Origin of the sequence: Polaromonas sp. JS666, assembly GCF_000013865.1 — a bacterium.
Lineage (GTDB): Bacteria > Pseudomonadota > Gammaproteobacteria > Burkholderiales > Burkholderiaceae_C > Polaromonas.
The window spans coordinates 2253634-2271261 of record NC_007948.1 but is presented as its reverse complement, the minus strand read 5'-3'; the positions used below and the strand labels follow the sequence as shown (position 1 = coordinate 2271261).

The window sequence follows — 17628 nt, the reverse complement described above, 5'->3', positions numbered from 1 at the left end:
ACCCCCGAAATGCCCGCTCCGCAGTAACACCCCGTAAAACCGGCCTGCCTGCATTGATTGCTTCTTCCGCTCTCTTCCGCTGATTCTTTCTTTCATTACTTCCTGAGGATTTTTTCATGTCTTTGTTTACCGCTGTCGAAATGGCCCCGCGCGATCCGATTCTGGGTCTGAACGAGCAGTTCAATGCCGACACCAACCCGGCCAAAGTCAACCTCGGCGTGGGCGTTTATTTTGACGATAACGGCAAGCTGCCCCTGTTGCAATGCGTGCAGGCCGCTGAAAAAACCATGATGGCCACGCCCTCGCCGCGTGGTTACCTGCCGATTGACGGAATTGCCGCCTATGACGCGGCTGTCAAGGGCCTGGTGTTTGGCGCTGACAGCGAACCCGTCACTTCCGGCCGCATTGCCACCGTCCAGGGCATTGGCGGCACCGGTGGCCTGAAGATAGGCGCAGACTTCCTCAAACACCTCAACCCCAACGCCAAGGTGCTGATCAGCGACCCGAGCTGGGAAAACCACCGTGCCCTGTTCACCAATGCAGGCTTCACGGTCGACAGCTACGCCTACTACGATGCAGCCAAACGTGGCGTGAACTTTGACGGCATGCTGGCCAGCCTGAACGCCGCCGAGCCCGGCACCATCGTCGTGCTGCACGCCTGCTGCCACAACCCGACCGGCTACGACATCACCGCCGCCCAGTGGGACCAGGTGATTGCCGCCGTCAAGGCCAAAGACCTCGTCGCCTTCCTCGACATGGCCTACCAGGGCTTTGGCCATGGAATTGCCGAAGACGGCGCGGTCATCGGCAAATTTGTGGCTGCGGGCCTGGACTTCTTTGTCTCGACCTCGTTCTCCAAGAGCTTCAGCCTGTACGGCGAACGCGTGGGCGCCTTGAGCGTGCTGTGCGAGAGCAAGGAAGAAGCAGCCCGCGTGCTGAGCCAGCTCAAGATCGTGATCCGCACCAATTATTCCAACCCGCCCATCCATGGCGGTGCGGTGGTCGCTGCGGTGCTGAACAACCCCGAGCTGCACGCCCTGTGGGAACAGGAACTGGGCGAGATGCGTGTGCGCATCAAGGCCATGCGCCAGAAACTGGTCGATGGCCTGAAGGCCGCCGGTGTCAAGCAGGACATGAGCTTTATCACCACCCAGATCGGCATGTTCAGCTACTCGGGCCTGTCCAAAGACCAGATGGTGCGCCTGCGCAACGAGTTTGGCGTGTACGGCACCGACACCGGCCGCATGTGCGTGGCGGCGCTGAACAGCAAAAACATCGACTACGTCTGCGCCTCCATCGCGAAGGTGATGTAAGACTGGCGCCGCCCAGGCCCTAGCCCCAGACCACCGAACGCATCGAGATCGAGCCGCCCTGAAAGCTGGTGTTGAAAAACCGCATCGGCTCCCGGGCCTCGACAGCGCCTGCCGCGTATAGCAGCGGCAGATAGTGCTCGTGGGTCGGGTGGGCCATTTTGGCCACCTGTCCGAGTTTCTGGAAGCCAGGCAAGGCGGCGAGGTTGCCCTGCTGCAGGTAGCCGCCAATCGTCTGGTCGAATTCCAGGGCCCAATCGTAGGCCTGGCTGCCAGTGGCCCCCCGCTGCATCTGGCGCAGGTTATGCACGATGTTGCCGCTGCCCACAATCAGCACGCCCCGGTCGCGCAGGGCCTTGAGTTGTCGCGCCAGCGCATAGTGTTCGTCGGGTGCCCGGCTGTAATCCATGCTGAGCTGGATGACCGGGATGTCCGCTCCCAGAAACATGGGCTTGAGCACAGACCAGCTACCGTGGTCCAGCCCCCATTCACCCACGTCCAGCCCCAGCGGTTCCGAGGCGCGCTGCCGCACCAGCAGGCTGAGCGCCTGCGCCGCTGCGGGGTCGCCTGGCGCCGGGTATTGCTGGTCAAAGAGTTCCTGCGGAAAACCGCCAAAGTCATGGATGGTCTTGGGCTGGGCCATGGCCGTTAGCCACCAGCCCTCGGTCAGCCAGTGCGCGGAAATGCACAAAATCAGCTGCGGACGGGGCAGTTTCGATCCAAATTCGGCGCCCAGCACCTGCCAGCTGCGCCGGTATTCGTTGTCGCCAAGCGCGTTCATGGGACTGCCATGGCCGAGAAAAAGCACCGGCATTCTTTCTGATTTCTTCAGGGACGCGAGCCGGTCCAGCGTGGCGGCATCAGGGATGGGGAGCATGGGCTTCTCCTGCGAGGGGGGTTACGGCATCGGCCCGAACTGGCTCACTGCTGAGCCCAGATATTAAGCCTTGCAAACAGGGACTTGTCGCCTGCGGGCGAAGCGGCCAGTTCTTTTTGGGGAATCGGGACTACTGGGGCCAGAGCCGCGCCACCGGGTGGAGTCAGCAGCCCCACAGGAGCGCTTTGGCCGAATCCCTGTTAAAACGGCCCAAAAATGGGTAGTACTCCTTAGACCCAGAGGGTCAATGCCTGTTATATTGCACTGCAACATGCACCGATTTCGCCCAGATCTCGCCCCAAATTAATCCAGAAATTACGAAGGTTTGTCCCATGCTCTACCAAGTCTATGAAGCCCAGCGCACACTGATGGAGCCCTTTGTTGACTTTGCGCAGGCGGCTGCGAAACTCTTCAGCAACCCCTTGTCGCCAGTGGGGCAGAACCCTTTTGCGCAGCGTGTGGCCGCCGGCTACAGCCTGATTTACCGCTTGGGCAAAGACTACGAAAAGCCAACATTCGACATCAAGACCGTCGATGTGAACGGCACGGATGTGACCATCCACGAACGGGTGGAAATCAACAAGCCGTTTTGCGAGCTGCGCCGCTTCAAGCGCTTCACCGACGACCCCGCCACGCTGACCGGCCTGAAGGGCGAGCCGGCGGTGCTGATCGTGGCGCCGCTGTCGGGCCACTACGCCACCTTGCTGCGCGACACCGTCAAAACCATGCTCAAGGACCACAAGGTCTACATCACCGACTGGAAAAACGCCCGCACTGTCCCTCTGTCCGAGGGTTCGTTCCACCTGGATGACTATGTCAATTACGTTCAGGAATTCATTCGTCATATCCAGGGCAGTTACGGCAACTGCCATGTCATCAGCGTTTGCCAGCCAACGGTGCCGGTGCTGGCCGCCGTGTCGCTGATGGCTTCGCGCGGCGAGTTGACGCCCCTGAGCATGACGATGATGGGCGGCCCGATTGATGCCCGCAAGTCGCCAACGGCGGTCAACAACCTGGCAATGAACAAGAGCTTTGAGTGGTTTGAAAACAACGTAATCTACCGGGTGCCCAGCAACTTCCCGGGCGCGGGACGGCGGGTCTACCCCGGCTTTTTGCAGCATACCGGCTTTGTCGCGATGAATCCCGACCGCCACGCCAGCAGCCACTACGACTATTTCAAGGATCTGCTCAAGGGCGACGATGCCAGCGCGGAAGCCCATCGCAAGTTTTACGACGAGTACAACGCGGTGCTCGACATGGACGCGGACTACTACCTCGACACCATCAACACCGTATTCCAGGAATTCAAGCTGGTCAACGGTACCTGGGATGTCGTGGGCGTGGACGGCAAGATCGAACGCGTGCGCCCCGAAGACATCAAAACGACAGCCCACTTCACCATTGAAGGTGAACTGGACGACATTTCCGGCTCTGGCCAGACCGAAGCTGCCCACGACCTTTGCTACAACGTCCCGAAGGCCCGCCAGAAACACCTGGAAGTCAAAGGTGCCGGGCACTATGGCATCTTCAGCGGCCGTCGCTGGCGCGAGATCGTTTACCCGCAGGTCAAAGCCTTTATTTTTGAGCAACACGGCCAGCGCAAGGCCACCAACACATTGCCTCCTCTGGCAGTGCAACCGGCAAAGCCAGCCGCGCCATCAACCGGCACGACGAAACGCAATGCCGGCAAAGTGGCCGTAGTAGCTGCCCCCAAGGCAAAAGCGCCAGCAAAAGCGGTCGCAAAACCGGCAGCAAAACCGTCAGGCCGTGGGACCGCAAAGACGGCTCGCAAAACAAGCTGAGCTGGTGGTTGAACTTTACGGAGCCGCATCACCCTAAACCTGGGTAGCGGTTGCCGGTGCGGGCATGGGTCAAGGATTGGGTTCACGCAATGCCCGCCGGGCCGCTTAAACAGTGGATGGCATGAGGCCCCGGCATGACGGGTCGCGCCATGACGGCGAAGCTTGTCGTGGCGCCTGTGAATACTTCGTTCGAGGACGAGAAAAAATGCGACAACTGGCGGGTGCCTGTGTGCTGTGTTTCCTGCTGGCTGCCTGCGGCGGCGGCGGCGGCGGGTCCTCCGGCACCGGCGGCCCGACGGTGGTCAGCGGCAAGGTCACCTTCGATTTTGTGCCCGTCGCACTCACCGGCGCGCTGCCGCGGCTCGACTATGACAACACGGCCCGCCGGCCTGCGCGTTCTGTCGTGGTTGAAGCGGTCGACACAGCCGCCCAGTCAGTCCTGGCCACAGTCAGTACCAATGCCGCAGGCGATTACACCCTGACCCTGCCAGCGGGACGAACGGCATTTATCCGTGCCAAAGCCGCGATGAAGGCGATCGGCAGCAACGCGGCCGACATATCGGTGATCGACAACACCAGTGCCGGTGCGCAATGGGCCATTGACGGTGCCCCCTTTGTCACCGGCGTCACCCCCGCCTTGACCCAAAACCTCAACGCAGCTTCAGGCTGGAATGGCAGCACCTACATCGACGCCGAACGTGCCGCCGGGCCGTTCGCGATTCTGGATACGATTTACCAGGCCGCCCAGAAAATCATCTCGGTAGATCCGGCCGTCAGCTTTCCCAAATTGAATGCGAACTGGAGTCCCAACAATATTGCGTCAGGTGGCGATATTGATATTGCATTGGGGCAAATAGGAACGTCTTTTTACCAGCGTACAACAAGCGGTGGCACGGTGATCCGCAACCTCTATTTCCTGGGATTTGCCGACAACGACACCGACGAATACGACAGGCATGTGGTGGCGCATGAACTCGGGCACTACCTGCAGGAAGCCTTCGCGCGCGACGACTCGGTGGGTGGCCTGCATGGCGGCCCGGACGACCTGCTTGACCTGCGGGTGGCATTTTCGGAAGGCTGGAGCAATGGCTGGTCGGGCATTGCGCTCAACAACCCGATTTACTCAGACACCATCGGGCCGAGCCAGGCCAGCGGCGGCAGCTTCAATGTGTCCGTCGGCGAAAGCACCAACCCGGGCTGGTTCAGGGAACACAGCGTGGAGAAAATATTCTGGGATTTCAGCAACCACGCGTCGATTGGCTTCAGCCAGGTCTGGAGCACCCTGAAGACGGGCCTGACGGTTTCAGCGGCCCTCTCCAGCATCCACTCATTTGCCCGGGCGCTTGCCAACGACACATCCAACAACGCCCTCGTCGCCAGCATTCTGGCCACGCAGAGCATCGCTCTACCCGCTACGCCCTATGCCGACAATGAGACCAATTTCGGCAATCCGGCGATTGCCAACATCAATCCGATCTACCTGACCTATGGCTCGCTCAATACCGCCCTCACCAATGTGTGTGTGGACAATGCGGTCGATCCCTACCTTGACGCCAACAAGGCCGGTGAATATCGCCACGTCCGACTGACGCTGCCGGCCGGCAACCGCACCTTCACGGTCACGCAAAGCAGCAGCACCACCAATGTGAGCGATCCTGATTTCGTCCTGCACAACAACGCGGGCCGACTGTTTGAGGCCAATGGGATCGTGTCAAATTCAGAAACGGCGAGCTGGAGTCTGCCGGCCGGTGACTACGTACTGGCCATCACCGATTTCCGGCTTTTCCGGCCGACGTCCAGCGGCGGCAATACCAGCGCCTGCTTCAGCCTGACGGTCCAGTGACCATGACGCCGTGGACCAGGAGTTCACCATGAAATTCGCCATGAAAAATAGCCAGTTGCTTTCCCCCTTCATACCGCTCTGTGTACTGGCTTGCATGTTGTCCTCACCGGCCCTCGCCAATGGCGGCATCGCAGCCGACCAGTCCACGCCGGCCCAACAGCCAGGCGCCAGGAAGCCGGCACAGGCCATCACCGGGCTGGCGCGTACTGCCAAAACCAGCATGGGCGTTCGCATCCGCTATACGGTCGACAGTCCTGCCGTGGGCGGTCGGAGCCAGGTGCGCCTGAGCGTGCAGCGCCCTTTCTCAGGGCCGCCACTGACAATCGAACTGGCACCCAGCGGTGGCCTGCGCCTGGGCAGCAAACTGCCGGGGGGTCATGCGGTGCAAACAGTGCCGTCCGCGGACTATGTGCTGGACCTGGTGCCGCAAGGCGAAGGGCTGCACTACATCCATGTCTACCTGCGCTCCGGTGGCATGGCTGAAGCGCTGGCCATCCCGGTGCAAGTCGGCAAAACGAAAAAGACCGTCAAGCCGGCACAGGTCAAAACCATGCCCGACGGCCAACGCGTGATTTCCCTTCCGGCGCAGCAGTAGCCCGACATTCCTGAACCAATTCGCGCGCCGGCCTCAACGACGGCTTATCATCACCGGCCGCTGCAAACTCCCCATGAACGATTTAACTGCACGCCTCCACGCTGCCTTGCCGCAGACGCAATGCACCCGTTGCGGCTATCCTGACTGCGCGGCCTACGCACAGGCCATTGCCCATGGTGACGCCGCCATCAACCAGTGCCCCCCGGGCGGCGCGGAGGGTATCCAGCGGCTGGCAGACATCACCGGCTTGCCCGTGCTGCCACTGAACCCGGCCAACGGCACCGAAGGCCCGCGCGGGGTGGCCATCATCGACGAAGCCTGGTGCATAGGCTGCACGCTGTGCATCAAGGCCTGCCCGACCGATGCCATTGTGGGCAGCAACAAGATGATGCACACCGTGATTGAGCCTTACTGCACAGGCTGCGAGCTCTGCATCCCCGTGTGTCCGGTTGACTGCATCAGCCTCGAAAATGTCTCGGGCACGCGCACCGGCTGGAGTGCCTGGTCTCAGGAAGCTGCCGACACAGCCCTCCATCGCTATACTTTTCATAGCATTCGACTGGAAAAAGATGGGACTCGGCAAGCTAAAAAACCTGCAGACCCGGAGAAGAAAGCAGACCTCCCGGTGATAGGCCGGCCTGCCCGCTCCGAATCAGACACAGCCATCGTGGAGCGAAAGCGCGCGGTGATTGAAGCGGCGCTGGCCCGCGCCCGGGCACAACGCCAACACAAGCCCTGACAGAAAGACCGGCTACCCGGGGCTCGCCCCGGGCTCCGTCCTGCAAACGGTCAGGCCGGCAGCTCGGTCAGGCCCAGCACCTCGGCTTCGTAGGCATGCAGCGACGGTGCCCCTCCGGTGTGAATGAACAGCACGTTTTCATCACGGCGGAAATGGCCTTTGCGCGCCAGTCCGATCAGCCCGGCCATGATCTTGCCGGTGTACACCGGGTCCAGCAGAATGGCCTCGGTGCGCGCCAGCATCTGCACGGCTTCGACCATGGCCTGGTTGGGTACCGAATACTTGGGCCTCCACCAGTCGCCATAGCTCACGACCGCTTCGCGCGGAATGGTCATATTCAGGCCCAGCAGGTCGGCCACGGCCTGGGCCTCCTTGTGCACGAGGGGATCCTGGTCCACCGGGTCGCGGCTCACACCAATGCCGATCAGGGGAATATGGATGTGGTTGCCCAGGAAGCCGGCCAGCAGGCCACCGTGCGTGCCCGAGCTGCCCGAGCCCACGACGATCTTGTCGATCTGCACGCCCTGCTCGAAAAACTGCTGCTGCAGCTCCTGCGCGCAGGCCACATAACCCAGACCGCCAATGGCGTTGGAACCACCGCCCGGCACGATGTAGCCCTTGCGGCCTTCTTTGGCCAGGTCGGCGGCGACTTTCTGCATGGCCTCCATCATGTTGGTGCCCGCAGGCACGACGGTGATGGCCTCGACGCCCAGCAGGCGGAAAAGAAAGTTGTTGCCGCTGGCATTTTCCCGGTAGCTGTTGGGCACCCGTTCTTCAATCACGAAGCGGCATTTGAGCCCTTCCTTGATGGCCGCGCACAGTGTGGCGCGGCAGTGGTTGGACTGTGGCGCGCCGCAGGTTATCAGCGTGTCGGCACCCTGGGCCAGTGCGTCAGCAGCCAGGAACTCCAGCTTGCGCGTCTTGTTGCCGCCGGGCGTCAGGCCCAGCATGTCGTCGCGTTTGATCCAGATATTGGGGCCGCTGCCCTCGGGGCAGGTGGCGCGGAGTGCTTCAGTGAAGTGGGGCAGGAACTCCAGCGGGGTCGGCCCCTGGGTGTAACGGCGACGAGGAAAGCGGCTCAGGTCCATGAAACGATGCTCCAGACGAATCGGTTTTTGTAAGAAAGGCAGCTTGTATTGTGCCGCCCGCCCGATCCGCCCGCCGGCATGGGGGCTGTTCAGCCCATAGCGGCAAAGGCCTTGATGACTTCCGGCGGCGCCTGCACCATCTCGATCAGTACGCCCTCCCCGGAGATGGGAAACTCGTCGCTTGATTTCGGATGCAGGAAGCAGATGTCAAAGCCGGCGGCCCCTTTGCGTATGCCACCGGGGGCAAAACGTACGCCCTGCGCCGTCAGCCATTCCACCGCCTTGGGCAAATCGTCAATCCAGAGCCCGACGTGATTGAGCGGTGTGGTGTGCACGGCCGGCTTTTTCTCCACGTCCAGTGGTTGCATCAGATCCACCTCGACCTTGAAGGGGCCGCTGCCGATGGCGCAAATGTCTTCGTCGACATTCTCGCGTTCGCTGACGAAATTGCCTGTGACTTCCAGGCCCAGCATGTCCACCCACAAGGTGCGCAGACGCTCCTTGCTGGTTGCGCCTATGGCGATTTGCTGGATGCCCAGCACTTTAAAGGGACGCGTCATATTATTTTCCTCAACGAACAATCATCGCCACCGATCAACCCGAGGTGACAGGCGCGGGCGGTCTTATCCAAGCAAGGGCCGCGGAACCGGCTTCGCCGGGCCGCAGGCGCAGTGGCCCCCTCGGGGGGCAGGAAGCTACGCAAAGCGAGCGACCGTGGGGGCCACATTCATGCGAACTCCACAATAGGCTGGTCCACTGCCAGCGACTCACCCTTGGCTGCAAGCACCTTGCCGACCACGCCGTCAGCCACGGCAAACAGCACGTTTTCCATCTTCATGGCTTCAATCACCGCCACGCGCTCTCCGGCCTGCACCTTCTGCCCCGGCTGCACGGCGACTTCGACCAGCAAGCCAGGCATGGGCGACAGTACATAGCGGCTCATGTCGGGAGGCGCCTTGTAGGGCATCAGGGCATGAAGCTGTGCGGCACGAGGCGACAGCACCAGGGCATCCAGCCGTGTGCCGTTGTGCGCAATGCGGATGGCCAACGGGTTTTTGCCCACGCCGCGCTCAACCTGGGCCGCGAAGGGCTGGCCGTTCGCCGTGCCACGGATGCGGGCGCCGCCCAGATGCCAACCGCTACAGATTTCATAGCACTTGTCGCCCGTTTCCACAACGCTGGAGCCAGACTCCGCTTGATAATCCCGAACCAGCGCCGGACGCGGGCTGTTCTGCCCGTCCGCCCCCAGGCTGATGACCACAAACTCTTCCCCCACCGTCAACCTGTGGCCCGGCAGCTGGCCGCTGATGCCCGCAGCCCGGCCTAGCAAGCGGCGATTCACATAGGCTGCCATCGCCACCAGGAAGTCCGGGTCGTCATGTGGCACATCCTCGGCACGAAAACCTTTGCCATAGTTTTCCGCGATAAATCCGGTATTGAAATCCCCCGCGACAAACTTCGGGTGCGCCAGCAGCGCCGCCTGGAACGGGATGTTGCTGCTGATGCCGCGGATCACAAACGCGTTGAGCGCCTCGCGCATCCTGGCAATGGCGTCATTCCGGTCCCTGCCATGCACGATGAGCTTGGCAATCATCGAGTCATAGAACATCGGGATTTCGCCGCCATCCTGCACACCGGTATCGACCCGCACGCCGAAAAGCTGCGAAGGGTCGGCTGAAAACATGGTTTGCCTGGGCGGCTGGAACCGCACCAGCCGCCCGGTGCTCGGAAGGAAACTGCGGAATGGGTCTTCCGCGTTGATGCGGCATTCGATGGCCCAACCATTGCGCTGAACGTCTTTTTGTTCGATCGGCAGTTTCTCGCCGGCTGCCACGCGAATCATCAGCTCCACGAGGTCCAGCCCGGTGATGCACTCCGTCACCGGATGCTCCACCTGCAGGCGGGTGTTCATTTCCAGAAAGTAAAAGCTCTGGTCCTTGCCAACGACGAACTCCACGGTGCCGGCGCTCTGGTACTTCACCGCCTTGGCCAGCGCCACCGCCTGCTCGCCCATGGCCCGGCGCGTGGCGTCGCTGATGAAGGGCGACGGCGCCTCTTCGATGACCTTCTGGTGGCGGCGCTGGATCGAGCACTCGCGCTCGTTGAGGTACACCACGTTGCCGTGGCTGTCGCCCAGCAACTGGATTTCAATATGCCGCGGCTCTTCAACAAATTTTTCAATAAAAACGCGGTCGTCGCCAAAGCTGCTGCGCGCCTCGTTGCGGCAACTGGTAAAACCTTCCAGCGCCTCCTTATCATTAAAGGCCACCCGCAAACCCTTGCCGCCGCCGCCCGCGCTGGCCTTGATCATCACCGGGTAACCGATGCCCCTGGCGATCTCCACCGCCTTCTCGGCCGTTTCAATGGCGTCGTTGACGCCGGGAATGCAGTTCACGCCAGCGGCTCCCGCCAGCTTTTTCGATTCGATCTTGTCGCCCATGGCGGCAATCGAATAGTGCTTGGGTCCAATGAAGACGAGGCCCTCTTCCTCCACCCGCTTCGAAAACTCGGCGTTCTCGCTCAAAAAGCCGTAGCCGGGATGTATGGCCTGCGCCCCCGTCTGCTTGCAGGCCGCAATGATCTTGTCGGCCTGCAGATAGCTCTCGCGGCTGGGCGCCGGGCCGATATTGACGGCTTCGTCGGCGAGCTCCACATGGCGGGCGTCCTTGTCGGCATCGGAATAGACCGCGACGGTCTTGATGCCCATCTTGCGGGCGGTCTGGATGACGCGGCAGGCGATCTCTCCCCTGTTAGCAATCAGTATTTTCGTAAACATGTTTATCTCCTATCGTGTTTTGCCAGCAGCGCCTTGCGCTCTGCCGTAAAGTCCCACCAAGGTTGGCGTGGACCACCGTTCATGAACTTTTTGGCTGCCATAAAGGTATCGAGTACACAGAGGTCATGGCGATGGCCCATGGGGGTGCGCAGGGCTTCAAACACCGCCAGCGGGTCCATGTGTGCCACATCCGCCGGCGTGTTGATACCGACTGAATGCAGGTCTTGCGCAATCGACGCGCCAATGTTCGGAATGTCCGTCAAGACTTTGGCGAGGGCAGCGGTTTCGGCTTTGGGCATGGTGAGTTGTTGGGCCGGGCAACTTCAAGCGTGCGTGTAGCGGGCCATCTGTGACAAAAGCGTCTGAACGAACAGTTGCGGGTTTTCCAGATCAGGAAAATGACCGCAACCGTCAAACCGAACGACCTCGGCATGCGGTGCATCGCGCAGGATAGCCAGTGGGTCAGTCAGCCGATGCGAACGGTCTTGACTGCCCCACAGCACGGTGCAGGGTGTGCTGATACCTTGGGTGGCATTGACGGACTCGCGTATCAAACCTTGCACCACACCAGCCAGGCTGAAGCAGCCGCCGCAGCGCAAGGCATGGCGCGCCGTTTGTTGAAATGGTGCGCCGTCGGTCGTCTTGGGCAATGCAATGCGGTACCAGGACTTCGCCATTTTTTGCCGAAATACCCAACTCACCGCCTGCCCCAGCACGGGCAACGTCAAAGGCCGTGGCACGACCCGCTCGGTCCAGCGGTGCATGGCTTCGACTGATGGCGTTTGTGACAGCAAAAGACTGGCGACACGATGCGGCGCACGCTGCGCCACCCGCATCGCGTAGAACCCATTGGCACAACTCAAGGCCAGCGTCGCTTTGGCGATATTCAGCTGATCCAGAACCGAGAGGATGGCCGCTGCGCCTTGTTCCAGCGAGTGGTCATAAGCTGCACTCGGCGCTGAAAATCCAAAGCCCGGCATGTCAAAACACACCACGCGCACCTGCGGCGCCAACAAGGCGAACAAGCCCTGGTAATGTTCAAGCACGTTCGGGCCGTCGGGGGCCATGACAACGCAAGGCTTGTCACCACCAGAGTCAAATACGCGAATCGTGCCGGCGGGCGTCTGCAGCCACCGCGTGTTTAGCTCGGGTGGTTGAATTTGACGATGTTGCTTGACGGACCCTGCGGCCAGTTTGGCGTCAAGCCAGGTGCTCAGGCTAGCCATGTCAAAGGAACGCTCATGGGTTTGGCAATTTGCATCACAACGGAATGTTTCCGTGCTTGCGCCACGGGTTCTCAATCTTCTTGTCACGCAGCATCACCAGCGAGCGGCAAATGCGTCTACGCGTTTCATGCGGCAGGATCACGTCGTCGATGAAGCCGCGAGCGCCCGCGACAAAGGGGTTGGCGAAGCGGGCCTTGTATTCGGCCTCCTTGGCCGCCAGCTTGGCCGGGTCACCCTTGTCTTCACGAAAGATGATCTCCACCGCGCCCTTGGCGCCCATCACGGCGATCTCGGCGTTGGGCCAGGCAAAGTTGACGTCGCCGCGCAGGTGTTTGGAACTCATCACGTCGTAGGCGCCGCCATAAGCCTTGCGCGTGATGACGGTGATCTTGGGTACGGTGCATTCGGCATAGGCGTACAGCAGCTTGGCGCCGTGCTTGATGATGCCGCCGTATTCCTGGCTGGTACCGGGCATGAAGCCGGGCACGTCGACAAAGGTGATTACCGGAATATTGAAGGCATCGCAAAACCGCACAAAGCGCGCGGCCTTGATCGAGCTCTTGATATCGAGGCAGCCTGCCAGCACCAGCGGCTGGTTGGCCACGATGCCCACCGACTGGCCTTCCATGCGCGCAAAACCAATGACGATGTTCTTGGCGTACTCGGGCTGGATCTCGAAGAAATCGCCGTCGTCCACTGTCTTGACGATCAGCTCCTTCATGTCATACGGCTTGTTGGGGTTCTCGGGCACCAGCGTGTCCAGGCTCAGGTCCATGCGCCCGGCCGGGTCGGCGCTGGGGCGCGCCGGGGCTTTCTCACGGTTGTTCAGCGGCAGGTAGTTGTAGAGGCGGCGCAGCATCAACAGCGCTTCGACGTCATTCTCGAAGGCGAGGTCGGCCACGCCACTGCGGGTGGTGTGCGTGATGGCACCGCCCAACTCCTCGGCGCTCACCTCTTCGTGCGTGACTGTCTTCACCACCTCGGGGCCGGTGACAAACATGTAGGAGCTGTCCTTGACCATGAAGATGAAGTCGGTCATGGCGGGCGAATACACCGCGCCGCCGGCGCTGGGCCCCATGATCATGCTGATCTGCGGGATCACGCCGCTGGCCATCACGTTGCGCTGGAACACGTCGGCATAGCCGCCCAGCGAAGCCACACCTTCCTGGATGCGCGCACCACCCGAGTCGTTCAGGCCAATCACCGGCGCGCCGACCTTCATGGCCTGGTCCATCACCTTGCAGATTTTCTCGGCATGGGCTTCGCTGAGCGCACCGCCGAACACCGTGAAGTCCTGGCTGAAGACAAACACCAGCCGGCCGTTGATCATGCCGTAGCCGGTGACCACGCCGTCGCCGGGAATCTTGTTGTCGGCCATGCCGAAGTCGGTGCAGCGGTGCTCGACAAACATGTCCCATTCTTCAAAGGTGCCTTCGTCAAGCAGCAGCTCCAGGCGCTCACGCGCGGTGAGCTTACCCTTGCCATGCTGGGCGTCAATGCGCTTCTGGCCACCGCCGAGGCGGGCTGCAGCACGCTTTTTTTCGAGTTGTTCGAGGATGTCTTGCATGATTTACTTTCTGTACCCTTTGAAATGCTCTTTATTTGATGGCCGCCGGCGCACGCCCCAATTGGGCTGCAAGCAGATTCCGTGCTGCGGTTGAGGCGGGAATGCTGCCGTTCTCCACCTGGGCCACCAGTGCGGGCAGCATCGCGCTGACGGCCGGGTCGTGCCTGAAAGCCTGTTTGAGCCCGGCATCAATGCGCTCCCACATCCACGACAGCGACTGGTGGCGGCGACGTTCCGCGAGCCTGCCATCGCTGGTTTGCAGGTTTCTGAACTGTGTCACCGCCGCCCAGAAGGCGTCGACGCCCTTGTTGTGCAGCGCACTGAGCTGAATGACCCGGGGATGCCAGTGTTTGTCAAACTCACCGGCCTGTGCGGCCTGTGCACTTCCCATGGCGTTGTTGACCAGGCCAAACAGGCGCATGGCCGAGGTGATTTGCGCCTCGGCACGCATGGCGGCGTCGGCATCCAGGTCGGCCTTGTTGATGATCACCAGGTCGGCCAGCTCCATCACGCCCTTCTTGATGGCCTGCAGGTCATCGCCGGCATTGGGTAGCTGCATCAGCACGAACATGTCGGTCATGTTGGCGACGGCGGTTTCGCTCTGGCCTACCCCCACGGTTTCGACAATCACCACGTCATAGCCTGCCGCCTCGCAGACCAGCATGGCCTCGCGTGTCTTCTCGGCCACGCCGCCCAGCGTGCCGCTGGACGGGCTGGGGCGGATGTAGGCGCGCTCGTGGACCGACAGTTTTTCCATGCGGGTCTTGTCTCCGAGGATGGAGCCGCCGGAGACGGTAGAAGACGGATCGATGGTGAGTACGGCGACGCGGTGGCCCTGCGCTATCAGGTACAGACCGAGCACCTCAATAAAGGTCGATTTGCCCACGCCCGGCACGCCGCTGATACCCAGGCGAAACGCCTTGCCGGTGTACGGCAGCAAGGCGGTGAGCAGTTCGTCGCCCTGCGCTCGATGGTCGGCGCGGGTGGACTCCAACAAGGTAATAGCTTTGGCGATGGCGCGACGCTGGGCCAGCGCCGCGCCGTGAATGATCGATTCAAGCGTGCTCACGCCGGCACTCCGCGTGATTGGGACCAGCGGTAATCAAGATCAAACTCGCTTTCGCCAACTTGAATGAATCCGTGGCGCAGATAAAAGCGATTGGCTGCGCTTTGTTTCAGTGCAGACAATGTAATGTCACAGTCTTGCAGTAGAGCCTGCGCCTTGGCCCAATCCAGCGCCCATGCGCCTATGCCACCGCTTTGGAAAATGGGCCGGATGTACAAGTGATCCAGCTGCAAAGTGCGCGGCACCTGCCCGGATGCCGGACGCAGCGTGATGTAGCCCACACGCTGGTCATCCTGCACAATGTGTCGCATGTATTCCGGCGCAAATCCAGCCTCCAGGCGCTCGCGTGCACGGGCCGGGTCAAAGCGCCCCAAGCGCTCAAGACTTTCGCGCAGGGTCTCCATGCGAATTGCTAGCATCTCCTCGAAATCGCAGGCAGCAACGGGGGCAAGAGAGAGCATGACCGGGATCAAGCCTTCACCGCCGCCTTGATCTGCTCCAGCACATCCTTGGCACTGGCCGGAATCGGTGTACCCGGGCCGTAAATGCCCTTGACGCCTGCCTCGTAAAGCATTTCGTAGTCCTGCCGCGGGATCACACCGCCGACAAACACGATGATGTCGTCGGCGCCCTGCTTCTTGAGTTCGGCGATGATGGCCGGCACCAGCGTCTTGTGGCCTGCGGCCAGCGTCGAGACGCCCACCGCATGCACGTCGTTTTCAATCGCCTGGCGGGCGCATTCCTCGGGTGTCTGGAACAGCGGCCCCATATCGACGTCAAAACCCAGGTCGGCGAAGGCCGTGGCCACCACCTTGGCGCCGCGGTCGTGGCCGTCCTGGCCCAGTTTTGAAATCATCACGCGCGGCCGGCGGCCTTGCGCCTCGGCAAAAGCGTTGATTTCAGATTTGAGGTTTTCCCAGCCTTCGGCCGAGTCATAGGCAGCAGCGTACACACCGGTCACCTTTTGCGTATCGGCGCGGTGGCGCCCGTAAACTTTCTCCAGTGCATCGCTGACCTCGCCCACAGTGGCGCGCAGGCGTACGGCCTTGATGCTCAGGTCCAGCAGGTTGCCGTGGTTATTTTCAGCCGCGGCGCTCAATGCGTCCAGCGCGGCCTGCACGGCGGCCCCGTCGCGCCCGGCCTTGATGGCCTTCAGGCGCTCAATCTGCCCGTCGCGCACGGCCACGTTGTCGATGTCGCGCGACTCGATGGCGTCTTCGGTTGTGAGCTTGTATTTGTTGACACCGACGATCACGTCCTTGCCGCTGTCGATGCGCGCCTGCTTTTCAGCCGCGGCCGCCTCAATCTTGAGCTTGGCCCAGCCGCTGTCCACCGCCTTGGTCATGCCGCCCATGGCTTCGACTTCCTCAATGATGGCCCAGGCCGCATCAGCCATGTCCTGGGTGAGTTTTTCCATCATGTAGCTGCCGGCCCAGGGGTCGATCACGTGCGGGATGTGGGTTTCTTCCTGGATGATGAGCTGGGTGTTGCGGGCGATACGCGACGAAAACTCGGTGGGCAGCGCAATCGCTTCGTCAAACGAATTGGTGTGCAGGCTCTGCGTGCCGCCGAACACGGCCGCCATGGCCTCGATGGTGGTGCGCACCACATTGTTGTAGGGATCCTGCTCGGTCAGGCTCCAGCCGGAGGTCTGGCAGTGCGTGCGCAGCATGAGTGATTTGGGGCTCCTGGCGTTGAAGCCCTTCATGATGCGGCACCACAGCAGGCGCGCCGCTCGCATCTTGGCGACTTCGAGGTAAAAGTTCATGCCGATGGCCCAGAAGAAACTCAGGCGCCCGGCGAAGTCATCCACGTCCAGGCCCTTGCCCAGCGCGGTTTTCACGTACTCTTTTCCGTCGGCCAGCGTGAAGGCCAGCTCCAGCGCCTGGTTGGCGCCGGCTTCCTGCATGTGGTAGCCCGAGATTGAAATCGAATTGAACTTCGGCATGTTCTGTGCCGTGTACTCGATGATGTCGCCGATGATGCGGATGCTGGGCTGGGGCGGGTAGATATAGGTATTGCGGACCATGAACTCCTTGAGGATGTCGTTCTGGATGGTTCCGCTCAATTTGTCCTGCGAGACGCCCTGCTCTTCAGCGGCCACCACATAGCCGGCCAGCACCGGCAGCACCGCGCCGTTCATCGTCATCGAGACACTGACCTTGTCCAGCGGGATATGGTCGAACAGTATCTTCATGTCCTCCACGCTGTCGATCGCCACGCCGGCCTTGCCGACATCGCCGGTTACCCGCGGATGGTCGCTGTCATAGCCGCGGTGCGTGGCCAGGTCAAAGGCGACAGAGACCCCCTGCCCGCCGGCAGCCAACGCCTTGCGGTAGAACGCATTGGATTCTTCCGCCGTGGAAAACCCGGCGTACTGGCGAATCGTCCAGGGACGCACGGCATACATGGTGGCCTGTGGACCGCGGATGAAGGGCTCAAAGCCCGGCAAGGTGTTGGTGTAGGGCAGGCCCTCGATATCCTCGGCGGTATAAAGCGGCTTGACGCTGATGCCATCGGGTGTTTGCCAGTTCAGCGCGTTCACATTGCCGCCGGGCGCTGATTTGGCCGCCGATTTGGCCCATGCTTCGAGGCTGGCGGGATTGAAATCCGGCTGGGGGAAAGGTTTTTTGGAGCTCATGACGGATGTGCGGCAAGAGGATCGAAGCACGCTATCGATCCACTTTACCTTGTTACCTTGCTTTTTAACAATTCGGCTAGTTTACATTATTTATAATT

General features: G+C 61.4%; 15 protein-coding genes. 5 read left to right on the top strand and 10 right to left on the bottom strand.

Annotated elements, in window-relative coordinates; genetic code table 11:
- Positions 1–116 precede the first annotated feature (116 nt).
- Positions 117–1313: an amino acid aminotransferase gene (locus BPRO_RS10820; RefSeq protein WP_011483100.1), complete on the top strand. Its 1197-nt coding sequence runs from the start codon at positions 117–119 to the stop codon at positions 1311–1313.
- A 19-nt stretch (positions 1314–1332) separates the two neighbouring features.
- Here BPRO_RS10820 and ygiD read toward each other — a convergent pair whose 3' ends face one another.
- Positions 1333–2187, bottom strand: coding sequence for a 4,5-DOPA dioxygenase extradiol (ygiD, locus tag BPRO_RS10815; protein ID WP_011483099.1), 855 nt, complete (start codon positions 2185–2187; stop codon positions 1333–1335).
- Positions 2188–2519: 332 nt separating this feature from the next.
- On the opposite strand from ygiD, the gene BPRO_RS10810 reads away from it, so the two are divergent.
- The 4 genes from BPRO_RS10810 (at position 2520) to rsxB (ending at position 7166) form a co-directional block, all read left to right on the top strand.
- Entirely contained in the window at positions 2520–3989 is a 1470-nt protein-coding gene (locus tag BPRO_RS10810; RefSeq protein WP_011483098.1) for a polyhydroxyalkanoate depolymerase, read from the top strand.
- 205 nt (positions 3990–4194) lie between these two features.
- Positions 4195–5832 (top strand): hypothetical protein, encoded by a 1638-nt coding sequence (locus BPRO_RS10805; RefSeq protein ID WP_011483097.1) that lies wholly within the window; start codon positions 4195–4197, stop codon positions 5830–5832.
- A gap of 28 nt (positions 5833–5860) precedes the next feature.
- Positions 5861–6427: a hypothetical protein gene (locus tag BPRO_RS10800; protein ID WP_011483096.1), complete on the top strand. Its 567-nt coding sequence runs from the start codon at positions 5861–5863 to the stop codon at positions 6425–6427.
- A 73-nt stretch (positions 6428–6500) separates the two neighbouring features.
- Positions 6501–7166, top strand: a complete 666-nt coding sequence (rsxB, locus tag BPRO_RS10795; RefSeq protein ID WP_011483095.1) for an electron transport complex subunit RsxB — start codon at positions 6501–6503, stop codon at positions 7164–7166.
- A gap of 50 nt (positions 7167–7216) precedes the next feature.
- Here the strand turns inward: rsxB and BPRO_RS10790 are convergent, their stop codons facing one another.
- From BPRO_RS10790 to scpA, 9 genes are all read right to left on the bottom strand, one after another.
- Positions 7217–8254: a D-cysteine desulfhydrase gene (locus BPRO_RS10790; protein WP_011483094.1), complete on the bottom strand. Its 1038-nt coding sequence runs from the start codon at positions 8252–8254 to the stop codon at positions 7217–7219.
- 89 nt (positions 8255–8343) lie between these two features.
- Entirely contained in the window at positions 8344–8814 is a 471-nt protein-coding gene (locus BPRO_RS10785; protein WP_011483093.1) for a VOC family protein, read from the bottom strand.
- Between the two features lie 167 nt (positions 8815–8981).
- A complete protein-coding gene (locus tag BPRO_RS10780; RefSeq protein WP_011483092.1) occupies positions 8982–11030 on the bottom strand; it encodes an acetyl-CoA carboxylase biotin carboxylase subunit in 2049 nt (682 codons plus the stop codon).
- Between the two features lie 2 nt (positions 11031–11032).
- Entirely contained in the window at positions 11033–11329 is a 297-nt protein-coding gene (locus BPRO_RS10775; RefSeq protein ID WP_011483091.1) for a helix-hairpin-helix domain-containing protein, read from the bottom strand.
- A gap of 24 nt (positions 11330–11353) precedes the next feature.
- Positions 11354–12256, bottom strand: coding sequence for an alpha/beta fold hydrolase (locus BPRO_RS10770; protein ID WP_011483090.1), 903 nt, complete (start codon positions 12254–12256; stop codon positions 11354–11356).
- 34 nt (positions 12257–12290) lie between these two features.
- The gene (locus BPRO_RS10765) at positions 12291–13823 is read right to left on the bottom strand and encodes an acyl-CoA carboxylase subunit beta (protein WP_011483089.1); all 1533 of its coding nucleotides are present in this window, start codon (positions 13821–13823) and stop codon (positions 12291–12293) included.
- A gap of 31 nt (positions 13824–13854) precedes the next feature.
- Positions 13855–14892 (bottom strand): methylmalonyl Co-A mutase-associated GTPase MeaB, encoded by a 1038-nt coding sequence (meaB, locus tag BPRO_RS10760; RefSeq protein ID WP_011483088.1) that lies wholly within the window; start codon positions 14890–14892, stop codon positions 13855–13857.
- Complete coding sequence (locus BPRO_RS10755) at positions 14889–15350, bottom strand: GNAT family N-acetyltransferase (RefSeq protein ID WP_041388726.1); 462 nt, start codon at positions 15348–15350, stop codon at positions 14889–14891. Before BPRO_RS10755 ends, meaB begins: the two co-directional genes overlap by 4 nt.
- An 8-nt stretch (positions 15351–15358) precedes the next feature.
- Positions 15359–17530: a methylmalonyl-CoA mutase gene (scpA, locus tag BPRO_RS10750; RefSeq protein WP_011483086.1), complete on the bottom strand. Its 2172-nt coding sequence runs from the start codon at positions 17528–17530 to the stop codon at positions 15359–15361.
- Positions 17531–17628: the final 98 nt, after the last annotated feature.

Bases quoted from the DNA above. Each gene is read 5' to 3' on its own strand.
- BPRO_RS10820 (WP_011483100.1), top strand. From the start codon at position 117: ATGTCTTTGTTTACCGCTGTCGAAATGGCCCCGCGCGATCCGATTCTG.
- ygiD (WP_011483099.1), bottom strand. From the start codon at position 2,187: ATGCTCCCCATCCCTGATGCCGCCACGCTGGACCGGCTCGCGTCCCTG.
- BPRO_RS10810 (WP_011483098.1), top strand. From the start codon at position 2,520: ATGCTCTACCAAGTCTATGAAGCCCAGCGCACACTGATGGAGCCCTTT.
- BPRO_RS10805 (WP_011483097.1), top strand. From the start codon at position 4,195: ATGCGACAACTGGCGGGTGCCTGTGTGCTGTGTTTCCTGCTGGCTGCC.
- BPRO_RS10800 (WP_011483096.1), top strand. From the start codon at position 5,861: ATGAAATTCGCCATGAAAAATAGCCAGTTGCTTTCCCCCTTCATACCG.
- rsxB (WP_011483095.1), top strand. From the start codon at position 6,501: ATGAACGATTTAACTGCACGCCTCCACGCTGCCTTGCCGCAGACGCAA.
- BPRO_RS10790 (WP_011483094.1), bottom strand. From the start codon at position 8,254: ATGGACCTGAGCCGCTTTCCTCGTCGCCGTTACACCCAGGGGCCGACC.
- BPRO_RS10785 (WP_011483093.1), bottom strand. From the start codon at position 8,814: ATGACGCGTCCCTTTAAAGTGCTGGGCATCCAGCAAATCGCCATAGGC.
- BPRO_RS10780 (WP_011483092.1), bottom strand. From the start codon at position 11,030: ATGTTTACGAAAATACTGATTGCTAACAGGGGAGAGATCGCCTGCCGC.
- BPRO_RS10775 (WP_011483091.1), bottom strand. From the start codon at position 11,329: ATGCCCAAAGCCGAAACCGCTGCCCTCGCCAAAGTCTTGACGGACATT.
- BPRO_RS10770 (WP_011483090.1), bottom strand. From the start codon at position 12,256: ATGGCTAGCCTGAGCACCTGGCTTGACGCCAAACTGGCCGCAGGGTCC.
- BPRO_RS10765 (WP_011483089.1), bottom strand. From the start codon at position 13,823: ATGCAAGACATCCTCGAACAACTCGAAAAAAAGCGTGCTGCAGCCCGC.
- BPRO_RS10755 (WP_041388726.1), bottom strand. From the start codon at position 15,350: ATGCTCTCTCTTGCCCCCGTTGCTGCCTGCGATTTCGAGGAGATGCTA.
- scpA (WP_011483086.1), bottom strand. From the start codon at position 17,530: ATGAGCTCCAAAAAACCTTTCCCCCAGCCGGATTTCAATCCCGCCAGC.